15 protein-coding genes and 1 pseudogene are annotated in these 19062 nt (G+C 36.7%); 6 read left to right on the forward strand and 10 right to left on the reverse strand.

What is annotated here, in order from left to right:
• Nucleotides 1-23: 23 nt before the first annotated feature.
• Entirely contained in the window at nt 24-1232 is a 1209-nt protein-coding gene (locus J582_RS08355; protein WP_002052526.1) for a DUF1615 domain-containing protein, read from the forward strand.
• Nucleotides 1199-1855, forward strand: a complete 657-nt coding sequence (locus J582_RS0104445) for an HAD-IB family hydrolase (RefSeq protein WP_004885875.1) — start codon at nt 1199-1201, stop codon at nt 1853-1855. Before J582_RS08355 ends, J582_RS0104445 begins: the two co-directional genes overlap by 34 nt.
• 26 nt (nt 1856-1881) lie before the next feature.
• On the opposite strand, the gene proB is transcribed toward J582_RS0104445, so the two are convergent.
• From proB to uvrB, 8 genes and pseudogenes are all read right to left on the reverse strand, one after another.
• The gene (gene proB / locus J582_RS08360) at nt 1882-3015 is read right to left on the reverse strand and encodes a glutamate 5-kinase (RefSeq protein ID WP_002052602.1); all 1134 of its coding nucleotides are present in this window, start codon (nt 3013-3015) and stop codon (nt 1882-1884) included.
• Nucleotides 3016-3030: 15 nt separating this feature from the next.
• The gene (gene cgtA / locus J582_RS08365; RefSeq protein ID WP_002052725.1) at nt 3031-4251 is read right to left on the reverse strand and encodes an Obg family GTPase CgtA; all 1221 of its coding nucleotides are present in this window, start codon (nt 4249-4251) and stop codon (nt 3031-3033) included.
• 164 nt (nt 4252-4415) lie between these two features.
• The gene (locus J582_RS08370; RefSeq protein WP_002052875.1) at nt 4416-5090 is read right to left on the reverse strand and encodes a hypothetical protein; all 675 of its coding nucleotides are present in this window, start codon (nt 5088-5090) and stop codon (nt 4416-4418) included.
• 11 nt (nt 5091-5101) lie between these two features.
• Nucleotides 5102-5836, reverse strand: a complete 735-nt coding sequence (locus tag J582_RS08375; RefSeq protein ID WP_004885863.1) for a hypothetical protein — start codon at nt 5834-5836, stop codon at nt 5102-5104.
• 148 nt (nt 5837-5984) lie between these two features.
• Nucleotides 5985-7442, reverse strand: a complete 1458-nt coding sequence (locus J582_RS08380; protein ID WP_002052743.1) for a glyceraldehyde-3-phosphate dehydrogenase — start codon at nt 7440-7442, stop codon at nt 5985-5987.
• A gap of 216 nt (nt 7443-7658) precedes the next feature.
• Nucleotides 7659-8605, reverse strand: a pseudogene (gene rarD, locus J582_RS0104450) (EamA family transporter RarD).
• Between the two features lie 108 nt (nt 8606-8713).
• Nucleotides 8714-9301: a lipocalin family protein gene (locus J582_RS08385; RefSeq protein ID WP_031983465.1), complete on the reverse strand. Its 588-nt coding sequence runs from the start codon at nt 9299-9301 to the stop codon at nt 8714-8716.
• Between the two features lie 94 nt (nt 9302-9395).
• Entirely contained in the window at nt 9396-11417 is a 2022-nt protein-coding gene (uvrB, locus tag J582_RS08390) for an excinuclease ABC subunit UvrB (protein WP_004707569.1), read from the reverse strand.
• A gap of 179 nt (nt 11418-11596) precedes the next feature.
• On the opposite strand from uvrB, the gene J582_RS08395 reads away from it, so the two are divergent.
• Both J582_RS08395 and J582_RS08400 read left to right on the forward strand, forming a co-directional pair.
• Nucleotides 11597-12388, forward strand: a complete 792-nt coding sequence (locus tag J582_RS08395) for a hypothetical protein (RefSeq protein ID WP_002052788.1) — start codon at nt 11597-11599, stop codon at nt 12386-12388.
• 144 nt (nt 12389-12532) lie between these two features.
• Nucleotides 12533-13969: a diguanylate cyclase domain-containing protein gene (locus J582_RS08400; RefSeq protein ID WP_031983461.1), complete on the forward strand. Its 1437-nt coding sequence runs from the start codon at nt 12533-12535 to the stop codon at nt 13967-13969.
• A gap of 29 nt (nt 13970-13998) precedes the next feature.
• Here the strand turns inward: J582_RS08400 and J582_RS08405 are convergent, their stop codons facing one another.
• A complete protein-coding gene (locus J582_RS08405) occupies nt 13999-14178 on the reverse strand; it encodes a hypothetical protein (RefSeq protein WP_000139632.1) in 180 nt (59 codons plus the stop codon).
• A 208-nt stretch (nt 14179-14386) separates the two neighbouring features.
• On the opposite strand from J582_RS08405, the gene J582_RS08410 reads away from it, so the two are divergent.
• Entirely contained in the window at nt 14387-15622 is a 1236-nt protein-coding gene (locus J582_RS08410) for a pyridoxal phosphate-dependent aminotransferase (protein WP_019457670.1), read from the forward strand.
• A 218-nt stretch (nt 15623-15840) separates the two neighbouring features.
• A complete protein-coding gene (locus tag J582_RS08415) occupies nt 15841-17802 on the forward strand; it encodes a hypothetical protein (RefSeq protein WP_032047718.1) in 1962 nt (653 codons plus the stop codon).
• 51 nt (nt 17803-17853) lie between these two features.
• Here the strand turns inward: J582_RS08415 and J582_RS08420 are convergent.
• On the reverse strand, nt 17854-19062 hold a 1209-nt coding region (locus J582_RS08420; RefSeq protein ID WP_050674829.1), incomplete at its 5' end, for an Hsp70 family protein.

The following is a 19062-nucleotide window of genomic DNA, read 5'->3' on the forward strand; positions in this document are numbered from 1 at the left end:
TTTTTGCAGGTGCTTTCCTCGCCATGAACAAACCGTTGTCTTCCCGTTTTTTATTAAAATCATTCGGTGTAGTCACCGTATGCATGAGTTTAGCTGCTTGTGGAGATAAAGCCTGGTGGTCAAAAAATGATGAGCCCGATTTAGAAAGTCAGCAAATTAAAAAGTTAATTCCAGCACGTGTGCATGATCGGGAGTCATGGGCTAAAGATATTGACGATATTATGCAGGACTTAAAAATTCCTAAAACCAAACAAAATGTTTGTAGTATTGTCGCGATTGTAGATCAGGAATCTAACTTTGTTGCTAACCCTGTAGTACCAGGCCTAGGCAAAAAAGCAGTTGACGAAGTCAGTACCCGTTTAAATGAAAAGTTTGAAGACAAACTTGGCCAGAAAGTGGGGGGTACTGTCGCAGGTTATTTTGAAGAAGTATTGAAAACCCAACCCTCTCCTGACAACAACTATATGAGTCAGATGCGTAAAGTCAAAACTGAAAAAGATCTCGACTTACTTTATCGTCAAATTTTTGATTTTATGACTCAACATTATCATGTCAGTGCGTTAACTGGTGCAGCTAAACTGGTTGGGCAAGATATTGGTGAAAAAATGAATCCAATCACCACATTGGGTTCAATGCAAGTTCATATTAATTATGCTAAAGCGCATAAACGTTCTAGCATGAATATTGCAGACCTTAGAAATGATCTTTATACGCAATATGGCGGTCTATATTATGGCATTCATCGCTTGATGGTATACCCAGCAGACTATGATAAGGCCATTTATCGTTTTGCCGATTATAACTCAGGTATGTATTCTAGCCGTAATGCTGCTTTTCAAAGCATGCTCGATGCCCTTACTGATAATGAGCTCACCTTAGATGGTGATTTACTACTTTACGATAAAGCTGGTAGTCCACTCGCAGTTCAGAGTCAGTCAGAAAAAGAGTTAATGAAACTATTTACTGCAAATAATGTCTTAATTACACCAAGACAACTTCGCGATGATCTTAAATTAGAAAAAGAGAAAAAGTTTGAGAATACACAAACTTATATTGCCTTAACTAAACTCTATAAGGCAAAAACAGGCAAAGAACCTATCTATGCTATTATGCCTCAAGTGGTAATTTCTGGGCCTAAATTAAGTCGTGACTATAATACTAACTGGTATGCAACCCGCGTAAACGGACGATATGAATCATGTATGCAACGAGCGAAACGAATAAGACAATAAAAAATCTCGCCCTGTTTGATTTTGATGGGACCTTGTGTAGTAAAGACAGTTTTACAGGGTTCATCTTTTATGCGTTATCTAAGCGCCACATAGTTAAGCAAGGCTTGAAAATCCTGCCATGGATTCAAGCCTATTATCTTAATTTTTATCCCGCCCATGCGATGCGTGCCAAGCTATTTCGAAGCATGTTTCGCAATACCCCAGCAATTGAGCTGCAAAGATTAGGCGAAGAATATGCACAAGAACTCGTCTCAACTCTTTCACCTGAAATTTTTGCACAATTACAACAACATCAGTTACTTGGTGATCAGGTAGTACTAGTTTCGGCTTCAATCGATATCTATCTTGCTCCACTTTGCAAATTACTCGATATCGAATTAATTTGTACTGAAACTCAAGTAAAAAATGGCATGATGACGGGTTATTACTCAACGCCAGATTGTAGTAGTGAACAAAAGAAGTTAAGAATACATGAACAATATTCTTTGCAGGATTATTATCAAGTTTATGCTTATGGAAATAGCTCAGAAGATCTAGATATGCTGAGCCTTGCTACCCATCCTTTTATGGTCGGTGAAGATCGAATCTTGCCATCGTTAACACCACAAAAAAAGCTCGCATAAAGCGAGCTTTTTTTGTAGATCACTAGTTAATAAATCGCCATGTGATCGCGATGGATCATTTCAAGCGAACGAGCTTCTCCAAGTACTTGATAAACCTTGTCTGAAGAGAGGCCCTTAATAATTTCAGCTGAACGAGAACTAAAGTTTACTCGTCCAACCGCAATACGTTTGCCTTGCTTATCAACGCATTCAACCACATCACCACGATCAAAATGTCCTTCAACAGTTTTTACCCCAACAGGTAATAAACTGCGATGTTTAGATTTAATCGCATCAACCGCGCCATCATCTATGACCAGACGACCTGCTGTTTGTAAATGTGCAGCAAGCCACTGTTGATGTGCTGTCATACGGTCTTTATCAGTCGTGAACAATGTACCAAGCATTTCACCAGCCATGACTCGTGACAATACATTATCACTTTCACCACTAGCGATCAGTGTTGGACAGCCCGACTTAGCCGCTAAACGGGCAGCACGGACTTTAGTGACCATGCCTCCTCGCCCAAGTACACCACCGCCACCAGCCATTTCAAATAAAACATCATCCATGGCACGAACAGTTGATAACAGCTTTGCATCAGGGTTGTGACGTGGATCTGAGTCAAACATGCCTTGCTGATCTGTTAAAATGATCAGTAAATCAGCATGTACTTGACCAGCAACCATTGCCGCTAAGGTATCGTTATCACCAAAACGAATCTCGTCAGTAGAGACTGTATCGTTTTCATTAATAACCGGAATAACACGCCAGTCAATCAAGTTCTGCAACGCATCGCATGAGTTCAAATAACGACGGCGATCTGCCAAATCGTCATGTGTTAATAACACTTGAGCTGTTCGAATACTATGATTTTCAAGCACGCTAGACCATGTATGAATTAGGCCCATCTGCCCAATTGCGGCACATGCTTGTAAACTGGGTAGATCGGTGGGTCGACTCGCAAGCTTCATACGAACCATACCTTCTGCTACAGCTCCTGAAGACACTAAAATAATTTCGTGCCCAGCATTGTGTAAATCTGCAATCTGTTTCGCCCAATGCGAAATAGCATCCAGATCTAGCCCCTGCCCATTTGCTGTGAGTAAAGATGATCCGATTTTAACAACGATTCGTTTACACTCACTGAGCTTACGTTGCCCATCGACCACTTCTATCATGTTTTCCTCGGTTTTTTAGTCACGAACGTAGATGCTTTCTACATCATTGTCGTCTTCATCATCGTCAAAATCATCATCATCGTCCATCATGCTTTCAAGACGTTGTGCTCGACGCATTGCACGATATGCTTCTTTTGCCGCAATGGTTTGTTCACGTGTTTCAACTTCTAGTTGTTCACGGAAAGCTCTTACTTCTGCTGCGTACTCAGGATCTTCAACTTCGCGTTCACGTTGCTGTTCAATCTGATCCATCAGGTAGTACACAACTTCCTTTGTACCTTCACTTAATAAGCCCGATGTTTTAAAGACAGGTCCAGTCCACTCTAATTCATCTAGAATGTGCTGACACCACTCTTCACGGCTTTCCTCAGCAATTTGATCCAGTTTATTGAGCACTAAAACAACTGGTAGTTTCGCCAAAGTAGGTGAGAACTTAACCAACTCATTCATAATTGCTTTTGCATTATGAGCTGGATCTGAACCATCAATTGGTTGTACATCAATAATATGTAAAAGAATACGAGTACGCGCCAAATGTTTAAGGAAACGAATTCCTAGACCTGCACCTTCTGCCGCACCTTCAATAAGGCCCGGAATATCAGCCATTACAAATGAACGATGACGGTCAGCATCTACAACACCCAAGTTTGGAACCATGGTTGTAAATGGATAGTCTGCCACTTTTGGCTTTGCAGCACTTACAGCACGAATGAAAGTAGATTTACCAGCATTTGGCATACCTAATAAGCCAACATCTGCCAATACTTTCAACTCAAGACGAATTTCACGAAATTCACCTTTAGTACCCGTAGTACATTTACGTGGAGCACGGTTAGTTGATGATTTAAAGTGCGTATTTCCCAAACCACCTTCACCACCACCTGCAACCAGAATTCTTTGGCCGTCTTCAACCAAGTCGCCAATAATATCGCCAGAATCTGTATCAACAATTGTTGTACCAACAGGTACTTTTAAAACCACATCTTCACCACCGCGTCCGGTACAGTTAGCACCTGCACCGTTTTTACCACGTTCAGCGCGGAATTTACGGGTGTAACGGTAATCGACTAAGGTACTTGTATCATCATCGGCTTGAATATAGATACTTCCACCACGTCCGCCATCACCACCATCTGGGCCACCAAATGGTACAAATTTTTCACGGCGAAAACTGGCTACGCCATTGCCACCGTCGCCAGCCTCTACGGTAATGACTGCTTCATCAACAAAGCGCATTTGCCAATCCTCTAAAAACTCTAAAACCGCCTATTCTGCCATATTTTCATAAAATTCTCGAATAGAAAATCGAGAGAATTCTACTTTCCTAGGTCTTATTTTATTACTTTTTATATTGATAAAAACTTATAGCAGAACATAACCTCTCTTTATGTATTTATTCCTTAAGGATGTACATTACGCAGAGGTAAATCCATCTTCATATCTAAATTAGCTTTAGTGTGTTGCACAGAGTTATACATAATGGCATTAAAGCTTGAGATATTGCCCATTTCCATTGCATCATTAATTTTTAAGCTTGGATTAAATTGGTGTTTAATCGGTAAATTTACCGATTCATCGAACTCGAAATAAACTGGACCATTAAAAGCAATCTTAACAGGAATGGTATAGCTACGTTTTAACTGAAATGGAATATCCAGATTAATGGGTATATTTAGTTTTAGTGGAAACCTAGGTAACAACTTATTTTGGTATATTAAATCGGTTGTTGTTTCCAAAGGCATCACCTGATCAACTTTCAGCGTTGTTGCATAATCAACGCTTACTGTAATTGGAGTCTCAACTTCAAACGCTAAATCAGCCAAATATCTCCCCTTTAAAGGCACCGAAATCTGACGATTAATATCAATTGATGTATCTAGTTTACCTATGGACTGGACCTGTAAATTATTACCAACATGTATTTTAGTTTCTAATGATTCTGGTAATCGAATATCTGATTCGTGCGCAGAAACCACCACCGAAGCTTGTATATTTAAATAGAGCCAAAATAAAATTGCCGTGAGTACCATAATCAGAAAGAAACTGATGAGCATACTTTTTATTGAACCCAGCATAAGTCACCTTCCTACTTATTCTGGTTCTGTGCAGGTAAAGATGTAGCGTTATCATCTTTAACACGATTAAGGCTCATGCTTGATAGAGGTATTTTTAACTCGCCATGCTCAATTTTAACTGGCAAAGTATTTTTGACATCTACTGAAGCATTTAAAGCAGTTTTTACAGGTACATTTAAACTACCCTGAATTGGAATATTTGTTTTTAATTGGGCATTTAGTGGAATATGAAGATCTTCTTTTAAAACCGTTTTAACTGGAGCATCAAACTTCAAATGAACTTTTTGATCGAGCGGTACTTGAATATCAATAGGTACATCAAGCTTTAAGGGAATATTCCCTTTTAATGGTAAAGTAATATCCTTACCCAATACTCTGACTTGAACTTTGGTGTCTATCGGTAGGCTTTGATCAACTTTTAATGTTTCTTTTACAGGAATAACTGTGCTGATTGGCACCATATTATCGAAATAGACACGAGGAGTTAACGTCTGTGTTAAAGGTATCGTTAACTTTTCATTAATAGGAATATTCGCATTTACTCGGCCTTTTACATCGACATTTAAAGCATCTTTTACTTTGACCTGTACCTGTAATGGTTCTTGTAAATCAATCGCTACAGCTTGGTTTTTCAGCGGAATATAAATATTAAAATGCTTGAAAACCCAAATGGCGATGAGCACACCACATATATTCGCGATGATGATGAAAAAGAAGACTATCAATAATCTTTTAAACTGCTGCAATTCCAATCCCTTACTATTTCTTTTTGTTCCTTAAATCCTATTCTCATTGATTTCCAAAAAATAATCAGCATATATTTTGTACGGTTGTAAAAAACCCAGTCTAAACTGGGTCTTTTTGTCACATACTTTTATCTAACGTTAAATCAAATTAAGCATTAGTTTCTGCAGGGATTTTTGTATAGCTTACGCCACACATTTGTTCAGCAATACGTAATACTTGGCAGCTATAACCTACTTCGTTATCGTACCAAACATATGCAGTTAAACGGTTACCTGAAGTAATTGTTGCTTGAGCATCATATACACCAGCAGTACGAGAACCGATAAAGTCACTCGATACAACTTCTGTAGAATTGGTATAACCGATTTGACCTTGAAGTTTAGAGTTAATCGAAATTTGACGAATGTATTCGTTCACTTCTTCGCGATCAACTTCTTTATCAAGTGTTAAGTTTAAGATTGCAAGAGATACGTTTGGTGTAGGAACACGTACAGAGTTACCAGTTAACTTACCTTTTAATGCAGGTAATGCTTTAGCAACAGCTTTAGCAGCACCAGTTTCAGTAATAACCATGTTCAATGTAGCAGCACGACCACGACGATCAGCTTTGTGATAGTTATCAATTAAGTTCTGGTCATTTGTAAATGAGTGAACTGTCTCAACGTGACCATTAAGAACTTTATATTTGTCATCCAATACTTTAAGAATTGGAGTGATCGCATTTGTTGTACAACTTGCAGCAGAGATGATTTTGTCTTCATCTAAGATGTCAGAGTTGTTTACACCAAATACAACGTTTTTCATTTCGCCTTTACTTGGTGCAGTTAATACAACACGTGCAACACCTGGGCATTTCAAATGTTGGCTTAAGCCTTCAGCATCACGCCATTTACCAGTGTTGTCGATTAAAAGCGCGTTTTCAATACCGTATTGAGTATAGTCTACTTCACTTGGGCTAGATGCATAGATCACTTTGATGAAGTTACCGTTAGCAATGATTGCTTCGTTTTCTTCATCAACAGAAATTGTACCAGCGAAAGTACCGTGAATAGAGTCACGACGAAGTAAAGAAGCACGTTTTGCCAAGTCACCGTCAGAAGACTTACGAACAACAATCGCTTTAAGGCTTAAACCACGACCTAAACCTGATTGGCTAATGATTAAACGAGCTAAGATACGACCAATACGACCAAAACCGTAAAGAACTACATCTTTAGGTTGTTCAGAAGTTGCGCTACCTTTAATTGACTCAACCGCTTGAGCAACAAAAGCGTCAACATCACCGCCTTTTTCTTTATATTCAACTGCAAGTTTACCGATATCAACTTCTGCAGAACCAATGTTTTCAACTTTTGCTAAAGCTTCTAAAATTGGGAAAGTATTTACTACAGAAAGCTCAACATCTACAACACGTGTACGACGGTGAGTTTTCAAAATTTGAATAACAGAACGGTTAATTAAAGAGCGACCGTAAACAGATACGACAATATTTTTTTCACGGTATAATTGACCGATTAATGCAATCATACGTTCCGCGATTTCTTCACGGTTTTTCCAACGGCCTTGGTGTTCAGCGTGCAGGGCGATGATAGTGTCTTTGCTCACAGATACGTCCTCTAATTAATTATATCTAGGCGTGATTTTTAAAACCCCGTAATTGTAATGGAATTATTAGCAAGAATGAATCAAAAGCTGACGTTAGTGACTAGATTTTCCCAAAATTCATCATAAATTCATAAAATACCTATAATTATTTTTTATTATCTTATTGTTTAAAGCAGCTAAATTTTTGCTTTTTCTTACTTTTTAGATTCTGTTGCTCTAATCATGAGCATCATTTTTTAATCTTTTTTGATATTTTTCGAGATTTAATTGCAAATTTTTGGCTTTTTTCTGCTGCTGATAAAGATGGAATGCACCTTCTAGCACAAGTACAAATACAGCACACCAAATTGGAATATAAGTAAACCATTCTTCTTGACCAATGCTTTCCCCTAGCACTAAAGATGCTAAAGCAAGTAATACTGGTTCAAGATATCCAAGTAAGCCAAATACAACTAAAGGTAAAAAACGACTTGCTAATATGTAACATCCCAAGCCTATAGCACTAAGTACTCCTAATCCTGCAATTACTAAGGCAAGAGTTGGTTGATCGAAAAATTTACTATATGGCAATAATCCTGTATGTGTTAGATAAATCGCCACAGGCATGATGATCAAAAGGTCCCACCAAACCCACCTAAATTATCTGTTTTAATTTTCTTGCGTAACAAGAAATAAGCTGAGTAACCAATGGCCACCAAAGCAGTTTCCCAAGCAATACTTCCTAAACGAAAAATCTCATGGCCGACACCAACTATTGCCAGAATAATAGCGACCCACTGAAATTTTGATATTTTTTCCCCATATAGCACACTACCAGCCAAAACCAGCACAAGCGGTAGAAGGAAATATCCCAAAGATACTTGTAAACCACGTCCATGCATGGGTCCCCATAAAAAAAGCCATAGCTGTACCGATGTTAAAATCGAGGTTGTTATGAGTAACAAAAGTAAAGAAGGTTTTGCCAAAATACGTTGATAGATATTTTTAATATGACTTAAGTCACCACTCCACCACATAAATAGAGTTAAAAATGGCAAAGTAGCAATAATACGCCACCCAAATGTTTGTTCGCTATCAAGTTGACCAAGTAGTTGAGTATAGAAATAAAGAACACCGAAAGTTAATGATGCCATGACAGAGAAAATCACGCCTTTTAACATCACTAACCTCTTTACACTTTAAGAAAAATAAAGCGATACAATACTTGATTTATCAACTATAAAAAAGAAAAAACCATGCGAAAACATGGTTTTTTATTAAGCAGAATTTATTTATTCTTTGTGCTCAGTATGAATAACATCACGAATATCAAATCCTAATGTTTTGGCATAATTTAGATATTCATCAATCAATTCTTTTTTGGGATGTGGTGTTCTAGATAATACCCAAAGATACTTACGTGAAGGCTCCCCTACTAAAACAGTTTGATAGTCTTCATCCAGCTTTAAAATCCAGTAATCTCCACGAATAACCGGAATCCATCTCACAGCTTCAGGTAAAAAACTTACTTTTAATTTTGTGTTATAGGGTGGATTGACTACAAAAGCTTCGCCAATAGATTGCTGTAATTGCTTCTGATTATCGTAGCAGCGATTATCTACAACCATATTTCCATTTTCATTTAAAGTGTAAGTTGCAGATACGTTGTAAGCACATTTTTTTTGGAAAAAAGCCGGTTTACGTGCGACTTCATACCACACACCTAAATAACGGTCTAATTCAACTTTATCGACAGTTGGTAAAGGCTTCTGCTGGGCATAGGCATATGTTCCAACGGCTAAACCAGTTAGAACAATCCCGCCCAATGCAATTTTTGCCAAGCGCCAACTGGCTTGCGGAACATTATTTCGAAATGCCATTGTTGCCCTCAACTATTAGTTGTGAATACAAAAATAACTTAAACATCTACAGTAGCTTGTTTTTTAAACAAATCATGTAGTGTTATGTATCCATTTATTGCAACATTTGCGCTTTTAAACGAACGATTTCATCACGAATACGAGCCGCTTGCTCAAATTGTAGATCTTTAGACGCCTTTAACATTTCTTTTTCAAGCTTAGTAATATGCTTACTGAACAATTTAGGATCAGAAAGAATATGACGGTCATCAGCACTTAGTGCTTGTGCCTGCTCCAATATTTTCTCATCAATTTGATCATCTGAAAGCACCTCACCCGTATCAATTTCTTTCACAGCCTGACGGACTGCACTACGTGGTGTAATACCATGCAGCTCGTTAAACTCGATTTGTTTAGCTCTACGGCGTTCTGTCTCATCAATTGCTTTTTGCATAGAGTCGGTAATTCTATCTGCATATAAAATTGCTTTACCTTTCACATTTCGCGCAGCACGCCCAATGGTCTGAATAAGTGAACGTTCTGAACGTAAGAAGCCCTCTTTATCTGCATCTAAAATAGCAACTAAAGAAACCTCCGGCATATCTAAGCCTTCACGAAGTAAGTTAATACCGACCAAAACATCAAATACGCCTGTACGTAACTCATGAATAATTTTGACACGTTCAACCGTATCAATATCCGAGTGCAAATAAGCGACCTTAACACCATATTCTTTTAAATAAGATGTTAAATCTTCCGCCATACGTTTTGTTAAAGTCGTCACCAATACACGTTCATTTAAGTTCTTACGAATATTAATTTCAGAAAGAACATCATCGACTTGAGTAAGTACTGGGCGAACTTCAATTTCAGGATCAATCAAACCTGTAGGACGAACGACCTGCTCAACCACTTGTTCTGACTTCTCCAACTCGTATTTGGCTGGCGTTGCACTCACAAAAATAGTGGTCGGAACAATACGTTCCCACTCTTCAAATTTCATTGGACGGTTATCAAGCGCACTTGGTAAACGGAAACCATAATTCACCAAGTTTTCTTTACGTGAACGGTCACCTTTATACATTGCGCCAATTTGAGGAACCGTTACATGTGACTCATCAATAATAAGTAAAGCATCATCTGGTACATAATCAAATAAGGTCGGTGGTGCTTCACCTGCTGGACGGCCTGATAAATGACGAGAGTAGTTTTCAATACCATTGGTATAACCTAACTGCTGCATCATTTCCAAATCATAACGAGTACGCTGTTCGATACGCTGAGCCTCAAGCAACTTGTCATGTTCACGGAAGAACTTAAGCTGGTCTTGAAGTTCATCCTTAATGGTATCAATAGCACGCGTTAAGTTGTCTTTTGGCGTTACATAATGGCTTTTCGGATAAATCGTAACACGTGGTACTTTGCGCACCATCTTACCGGTGAGTGGATCAAACCAACGAATTGAATCTACTTCATCATCAAAAAGTTCAATACGAATTGCGTGTTGGTCAGATTCTGCCGGGAAAATATCAATAATTTCGCCACGAATTCGATAAGTACCACGTAAAAATTCAAGCTCATTACGGGTATATTGCATTTCAACCAAACGGCGAATAATTTCGTCTCGACTCACACGGTCACCCTGAACCACATGCAATAACATTTGCATATAGGCATTTGGGTCACCCAAACCATAAATAGCAGAAACAGAAGCTACAATAATTGCATCACGACGCTCTAGCAAGGCACGTGTTGCAGATAAACGCATCTGGTCAATATGGTCATTAATTGCTGCATCTTTTTCAATAAACGTATCTGAAGACGGAACATAAGCCTCGGGTTGATAGTAGTCGTAATAACTTACGAAGTATTCAACTGCATTATTTGGGAAGAAGGCTTTAAATTCACCATAAAGCTGGGCTGCTAATGTCTTATTGTGCGCCATCACAATAGTTGGTCGCTGTGTTTGGGCAATCACGTTTGCCATGGTATAGGTCTTACCGGAACCAGTCACACCCAAAAGTAACTGATTACGAAAACCTTTTTCGACGCCATTTACCAGCTTTTCAATTGCCTGTGGCTGATCACCCGCTGGCTGGTAATGAGTGACCAAATCGAAAGGTTGATTTTCGTTCACAGTTCTCTCTCTTTATAAAAAATTTGAATTTATCGTCTAGCAATTTAATGGGGATTTTTTCTCTAATTTAAAGTCTGTAGCCAGATTAATATACAGCGAAAATATTAAGCATCTTGACACTTGACCAATGCTTTAAACGGTTGCAACATGAACTTATCCATTAGATAAAAAGCATAACCATGACCTATCAATATCATGATGAAAGTATTGTAACTGAACTCCCTGAAGATACAGTGTTTGTCTTCGGTAGTAATATGGCTGGGCAACATGGTAGTGGAGCCGCACGTGTTGCCAGTCAGCATTTTGGGGCTGTAGAAGGTGTGGGACGTGGTTGGGCTGGACAAAGCTTTGCAATTCCAACCTTAAATGAACACATCCAACAAATGCCTCTCTCCCAAATCGAGCATTATGTTGAAGACTTTAAAATTTATGCAAAAAATCATCCTAAAATGAAATACTTTGTCACTGCTTTAGGATGTGGGATCGCGGGTTATAAAGTTTCTGAAATTGCCCCGCTTTTTAAAGGTATATATCACAACGTGATTTTTCCTGAATCCTTTAAACCTTATGTTGAAGATAATGCTGTTTCACAGTTTCCGACACTCACTCAAAAAATGGTTCAAAGTTTTATTAACGATGAGGTTATTTTTTACTTTAATCATGGCAGTGAATCTTTTGAAGATGCTTTAGATAAAACTGATTTATCAGATGCTGAAAAAGCAATAGCGCTGATTGTTTTAAATGAAGAGTTGTACCCTCGTGACCGCTATGGCAGAGGCCGAGAGCACGAATTGAGTGATATTTTAGGGAAGCTCAATGGCAAGATTTTCAATATTCATGGTAACTCAGAAGGCGCAATGATTTTTGTCAGTGTCATTGTGGCACTGATGGAACTTTATGATTTTGATGAACAAGACTTCATTAAATTATGGCGCGGCGAGAAAAATATCGATCACCCGATTAACCGTTAATTTATTTTGATATTTTATGAGTAAAGCAGATAAATTCTGCTTTCTCATTATTTTAATTATTCTAAAGATTTAAATTGATTATTTTCCCCAAATCCTAACTTTTCTCATTATACTTTAAGACAAACTGAATACTTAAAGAAACAAATGGAAACTTTAGATTCTTCAATTTTTGACCTAACCCCAATTCCAATGTGGATTGAGGACTTCAGTGAAGTTAAACAGCTATTTGATCTATGGAGAAATCAAGGGGTCGAAAACCTTTATGAATTTCTAAGTCAAAATGAAAATTTGATTGTCGAATGCGCCCATAAAATTAAAATTATTAAGGTCAACCAAAAAGTATTAGAACTCTTTGAAGCAAAAAACCAAGAAGAATTATGCGCCAATTTAAATCTTATTTTTAAAAAAGAGATGTTTGAAGCTCATGTTCATGAACTCGAAGCGTTATGGAATGGCAAAACTCATTTCTCAAGTACCACGATAAATTACACGCTCTCTGGTAAACGTATTGATGTACAACTACGGGGAGCAATTTTACCGGGTTCTGAAACTACATTTGACCGTATTTTAATTACCACCGAAGACATTACGCCTTATCAAAATGCACTTCGTCAGGAAGAGAAAAATCGACGCCTAGCAGAATCAATGTTTATCTACTCCCCCACTTCTCTTTGGGTTGAAGATTTTAGCCGTATTAAAAATAGAATTGATCAGCTTAGGCTATTAGGTATTGAAGACTTTAGGACTTTTTTAGATGTACATCCTGAATTTGTGCGTCAATGTATCGAAGATATTTTAATTTTAGATGTTAACCAGTCGACTCTTGATTTATTTAAAGCACCTGACAAAACCGCTCTTTTAAAAAATACGCATAAAATTTTTGCTGAAGAGATGGTGGAAACTTTTAGAGAACAACTAATTGAACTCTGGCAAGGAAATATTCACCATAAGCGTGAAGCCGTTAACTATGCATTAGATGGCCAAATCAGAAATGTTTTACTGCAATTTACCGTATTCCCCAGTTATGAAGATACTTGGGGTTTGGTACAGGTTGCTCTTACAGATATTACCGCACGAAAGAAAGCTGAAAATTATTTAGAATATTTAGGTCAGCATGATGTACTGACTAAACTTTATAACCGTGCTTTCTTTACAGAAGAGCTTAATCGTTTAAACCGCAGTATTATTCGTCCTGTTTCTTCAATTTTTTTAGACATGAATGGTTTAAAAGAAACGAATGATCAACTTGGCCACGATATTGGTGACGGTTTATTACGTCGTGTGGGGAATATTTTAAACCAAGCTATTACGAATACTGCTTATACTGCCTCCCGAATTGGTGGAGACGAGTTCGTAATTTTGATGCCTGGTGCAGATGAGGCAAATGTATTGATTATGCTTCAAACTATTCAGGAGCTTTTTAATATCGATAATCAATATTACTCAAGCCATCCTATTAGTATTGCAATTGGACACGCAACGACAAAAGAAAATGAACAAGTGGAAGAGATGTTAAAACGCGCAGATCATCACATGTATCAAAAGAAAAAAATTTATTATCAAGAAGTACTACAACAATAAAAAAACAGGCATATTGCCTGTTTTTTTAATTAACGCTTACCCATAGAACGACGAGTACCACGAGGTGGCATCCAAGTTCTATCTGCATATTGCTCTGGCTTCGGACGCACTTGGTTGTGTACAGCATCGCCAGCTTGGTTGCTTTCATTAGGCATTGGGAATGGCAATTTCACCAAAGCCTTTTTCTGTTTTGGCTGTTGCTCAGTCATAATTCAGTCTCGATATTTCGATTGCGATTTATTATAAAGGATTTTTCTAATTTCTTTCGAAAAAAGCTTCAATTGAATAAAACCGCAACAAGAACGTTTCTAAATTAAACTTTTTTACATCTAAAAATACCCACATCCGCAAATTACTTAATTTTTGCGATAAGATAGTATGCTTTTTATTTTTTAATCCCATAAGAGGAATATTGCCGTGGACGTACGTCTTTCTGATCGTGTCAATGCCATCAAACCGTCCCCTACACTTGCTGTAACTAATAAAGCAGCTGAGCTTAAAGCTGCTGGCAAGAATGTGATTGGTTTAGGTGCTGGCGAGCCAGATTTTGATACCCCTCAACACATCAAAGATGCTGCAATTGAAGCGATTAATAATGGTTTCACAAAATATACGGCTGTAGATGGTACTCCTGGGTTAAAAAAAGCAATTATTGCTAAATTGAAGCGTGATAATAATCTTGATTATCAAGCAAACCAGATTTTGGTTTCATGTGGTGGTAAGCAAAGCTTCTTTAACTTGGCACTTGCATTATTAAACAAAGGTGATGAAGTGATCATCCCTGCGCCATTCTGGGTAAGCTATCCAGATATGGTGATTATTGCTGAAGGTACGCCAGTTATTGTGAAATGTGGTGAAGACCAACGTTTCAAAATTACACCTGAACAACTTGAAGCAGCAATTACTCCTAACACTCGCTTAGTAGTATTAAACAGTCCATCTAACCCAACAGGTATGATTTATAGCAAAGCTGAATTAGAAGCTTTAGCTGAGGTTTTACGTCGTCATCCACAAGTATTTGTTGCTTCTGATGACATGTATGAACCAATCCGTTGGGAAGATGAGTTCTACAACATTGCAACTGTTGCTCCAGATTTATATGACCGCACAATTGTTTTAAATGGTGTATCTAAAGCATATGCGATGACTGGTTGGCGTATTGGCTATGCAGCCGGCCCAGCAAAAATCATTGGTGCAATGAAAAAAATCCAGTCTCAATCAACTTCTAACCCAACTTCAATTTCACAAGTTGCTGCTGAAGCTGCATTAAATGGTCCACAAGATGTTTTAGAACCAATGATTGAAGCGTTTAAACGTCGTCATGACTTAGTGGTTAATGGCTTAAACGACATCAAAGGGATCTCTTGTTTACCTGCTGATGGTGCATTCTATGCATATGCAAACATTCGCCCTCTTATTCGTGCAAAAGGCTTAAAGTCTTGCACAGAATTCTCTGAATGGTTACTAGAAGAAACTGGCGTAGCAGTTGTTCCTGGTGATGCATTTGGTTTAGGCGGGTTCATGCGTATTTCATATGCAACAGCTGATGAAGTACTTGTTGATGCATTAGCACGTATCAAAAAAGCTGCTGAATCAATCGAAGGTGTTGATGCTGCAATTGCATCTATCGAAGCTGAAAAAGCTGCTAAATAATTTGTAAAATAAAAAAGGAAGTTTCTATCTGAAACTTCCTTTTTATCATATTGATTTATACGACCTTTAAAATAGTTATTATAAAATAAGAAGCTAATATTTTTAGCTAGCTTGCTGATTTCAACCTTTCTCTTTTTATAGTAAAATAATAAATTAAGATAAAATGTATCATTCATTAAATAAATCTTCCGTTATTAAAAGCACTTTGAGTAAAAGAAATGACCGCTTGGCAAAGATTAGGAATAGAACCAACAGATAACCAGAGAGAAATAAAAAAGGCTTATGCCAAACAACTAAAATTAATCGATCAAGATACCCAGCCAGAAGAATTTATTCGTCTCAGAGAGGCGTTAGAAATCGCACAATTCGAAGCAGAACATTTAACATATGAAAATGAGGATTCGGATAATTCATTTTCTATATTTGAAGAAAATGCTTCATTTAATCAGCAAAATTCAAATCCAGATGACTTAAATGATCAAACACTTGAAAATAAACTTAAGAGATTAAAACATCATATTTTTATTCAAGATATTAACTTCAATATACGTGATGAATTAATTCATTTTAATAATGAAATTGAAGCATATGAAGATAAAAGTATTAGTAGCCATTTCAGAAATCAAATTTTAGATCTATTAAAAGAAAATGATCTTGATGATTTTTATTATATCTTTACAGAAAAAGATGCCGAAAATGTTGATACAAACTATCAGAAGATAATTGAAAAAGAAAAAATCGAATATTCCGTTTCCAATAACGAATGTATTCAACCAGATGCACTTAGTATTCCAGCAATTCTTGAGGAAGTTAGCAATGCACTATGGAATAAAGATATTAGTGATATAACATTCAATAAATTCAATTATTTACTTAGTCAACAATATGATATTCCTCTCAGTCAACAAATAGAAATTAAAGATCAACTCCAAGCCCCTTTAGCAGAAATTGAAATTTATGATTTACAGCCTGAATATTTTCGGTTTCTAGAATTGTGGCATGAAACTTATCCTGATGATATTCATCAATATAATCCATCTTATTACTCAAGCTTACTACAGGAAAAATTAAATAGCTTTTTATCTCAATACAAACTCCTAAAAAAATTACCTAATGAGCATTTTGCACTATTAAATGAACTGTCTGGTGAAAAAAAATTTCATCCATTGAAAATGCTCAAGTTAAGAAAAAGTTTAAATAAAATTTCAAAAAACTATAGCACAGTTGAAATTATTGATAAATTTCAGCTTTCTAACACCCAAACTAACTCTAATTACTTATTTCTAAAAAGTTTAAGCAGTTTTTGGAAATTTACTATTATAAATATACTATTTATAACTATAACCTTTCTCTTTTTTAATTCCCTTATAGCTCCAGATAATCAAATTATAGTAAATTTATTAATTACGGTCTGCATTAGCCTCTTATATATATTTATACTACAACCTATATTAAATACTAAAATTTTAGGTCACCCTGATTATGAAAGAACATTGGGCTATTATCTTAAATATTGGTGTTTAAGTGGATTTATTCTCTGTAGTTTGACCCCTTGGCTTCCAGATTTACCCCATCAACTTCTAAGTTATGGATGGTTTATATCTACAATTATACTACTGAGTGCATTGCTGCTAGATGCAACACCATATATGAATAGATTAGAGCAAAGTGCATTTATTAATGTCGATAAATGGATAATCAATATCGGCTTAATCTCTCTTAGTATTTTTCTTATTTCTGTCTTTCTTATTATTGGTGAACCTGATCATATCTGGTTCATAATTTATAGTCTGATCCCGATCTGTTTCTTATTTTACCCAGAATCTTTCCGCCCTCTCTTCTATATTTTTGGATACAATAAAGAAGATACCAACTTAACAGATAAACAAATAATGTATAGAAGTATTGGTATTATCTTCTTTAGGCTATTTTGGATTTTTGGCTTTAGCTATTTATTTATAAAATATTCCTCACAACCTTTTATGTATGCTGCAGGCTTGATTTTAGGAAGTATATTAACAACCGGATTTAGTGCCAAGAATCTCTCTTCTACACTTAAATATTTAACCTACATCGCCTTATGTATAGCAACGTTATACACCATACTCATCCCTTTGATATTAATTTATTATTTATATCAAAGCTATCAAGCAAAAAAAATCATTTTATCTAGCTGCTAAAAATATCCCCTTGTATGTATCTAACAAAGAATTCATACAAGGGGATATAAATTAATACTCTTCAAACAAACTTAAATCTTCAATTTCATTAAGAAAAGCTTCGAAATGTTGTTGTGCCTCACGTATTTGTCTTGGTTCCTGCAAATTTAAAATATAATTAAATTTTTGTGTTCGCTCCCCAATCTGTAAACGTAAATCTCCTGTATATTCACTAAATAAACGCTCTGCTCGTAATAATAAGCTCTTATTCATTAAAGTATCACGAGGATGTATTTTCAATTCCTGCAACTGTTGACGCGCTTGCTCTATTTGTTCCGCACTCATCACATTTTGATGATTAACAATCACTTTTTGAAGCTTTTCCCCCGTGCTTGGAACGTCTATATCAACCTCTAAAATACCATTTGGATTGTAAGAGAATCGTACCTCAATAGATAAATAGTCATTATTTGGAGGTAAAGGCACATTGAGCTCACCTAAAAAAATGTTTTCCTTACACAGACGATGTTCGCCTTGGTAAATCTTAACAATAATTTCTCTCTGTCCTTTATTCATCGCAGTATATGTATTCACCTTACTGGCTGGAATTACAATATTGCGCTCTAAGATAGGTGAAAACTGTCCATCATTTCCCACCGCTATCCCCAAACTAAATGGACAAACATCTGTTAAAACAATCTCTTTTAATGATACGTCTTTCGCTTTTAAACCTGCTTGTACACATGCACCTCGTACAATTGCTTCATCAGGTTGGACACTTGTCGAGGGAAAACGGCCAAATAATTTTGTTACCAATTTGCGAACTACCGGAATACGTGTTGCACCACCTACCATAATAATTTGGTCAACCTGTTGAGGCAGAACCCTAGCATCTCTTAAGGCACGCTCTAATGGACGGCGCAATCTAAGCAGTAATGGCTCAGCCAATACTGCGAATTCTTCTTGGGTAATTTCTAAAGTTGCTTCCTTATCTTTCCATTTAAATATTAACTCTGTTTTTGCTTCTTTACTTAAAACATGGAGACTATGTTGTGCTCTAGCTCTTAATGCTGTTTCAATATCAAATGGAATAGTATTTTCAGTATAGCCAAAAATAGTTGCATACTGTTTCCAGTATTGCTTCATTAGCAACTGGACAAAGTCATCTCCACCTAAATAATTATCTCCTGCACTAGCTCTCACTTCAGTAATGCCATCAAACAACTCAACAATTGAGACATCAAAGGTTCCCCCACCTAAATCAAAAATTAGGAAACAACT

Origin of the sequence: Acinetobacter sp. 1566109, assembly GCF_000582255.1 — a bacterium.
Taxonomy (GTDB): domain Bacteria; phylum Pseudomonadota; class Gammaproteobacteria; order Pseudomonadales; family Moraxellaceae; genus Acinetobacter; species Acinetobacter nosocomialis.

What these genes read in the sequence shown, in the direction of transcription:
- J582_RS08355 (WP_002052526.1), top strand. Translation starts at nt 24, where the DNA reads ATGAACAAACCGTTGTCTTCCCGTTTTTTATTAAAATCATTCGGTGTA.
- J582_RS0104445 (WP_004885875.1), top strand. Translation starts at nt 1,199, where the DNA reads ATGTATGCAACGAGCGAAACGAATAAGACAATAAAAAATCTCGCCCTG.
- proB (WP_002052602.1), bottom strand. Translation starts at nt 3,015, where the DNA reads ATGATAGAAGTGGTCGATGGGCAACGTAAGCTCAGTGAGTGTAAACGA.
- cgtA (WP_002052725.1), bottom strand. Translation starts at nt 4,251, where the DNA reads ATGCGCTTTGTTGATGAAGCAGTCATTACCGTAGAGGCTGGCGACGGT.
- J582_RS08370 (WP_002052875.1), bottom strand. Translation starts at nt 5,090, where the DNA reads ATGCTGGGTTCAATAAAAAGTATGCTCATCAGTTTCTTTCTGATTATG.
- J582_RS08385 (WP_031983465.1), bottom strand. Translation starts at nt 9,301, where the DNA reads ATGGCATTTCGAAATAATGTTCCGCAAGCCAGTTGGCGCTTGGCAAAA.
- J582_RS08395 (WP_002052788.1), top strand. Translation starts at nt 11,597, where the DNA reads ATGACCTATCAATATCATGATGAAAGTATTGTAACTGAACTCCCTGAA.
- J582_RS08400 (WP_031983461.1), top strand. Translation starts at nt 12,533, where the DNA reads ATGGAAACTTTAGATTCTTCAATTTTTGACCTAACCCCAATTCCAATG.
- J582_RS08405 (WP_000139632.1), bottom strand. Translation starts at nt 14,178, where the DNA reads ATGACTGAGCAACAGCCAAAACAGAAAAAGGCTTTGGTGAAATTGCCA.
- J582_RS08415 (WP_032047718.1), top strand. Translation starts at nt 15,841, where the DNA reads ATGACCGCTTGGCAAAGATTAGGAATAGAACCAACAGATAACCAGAGA.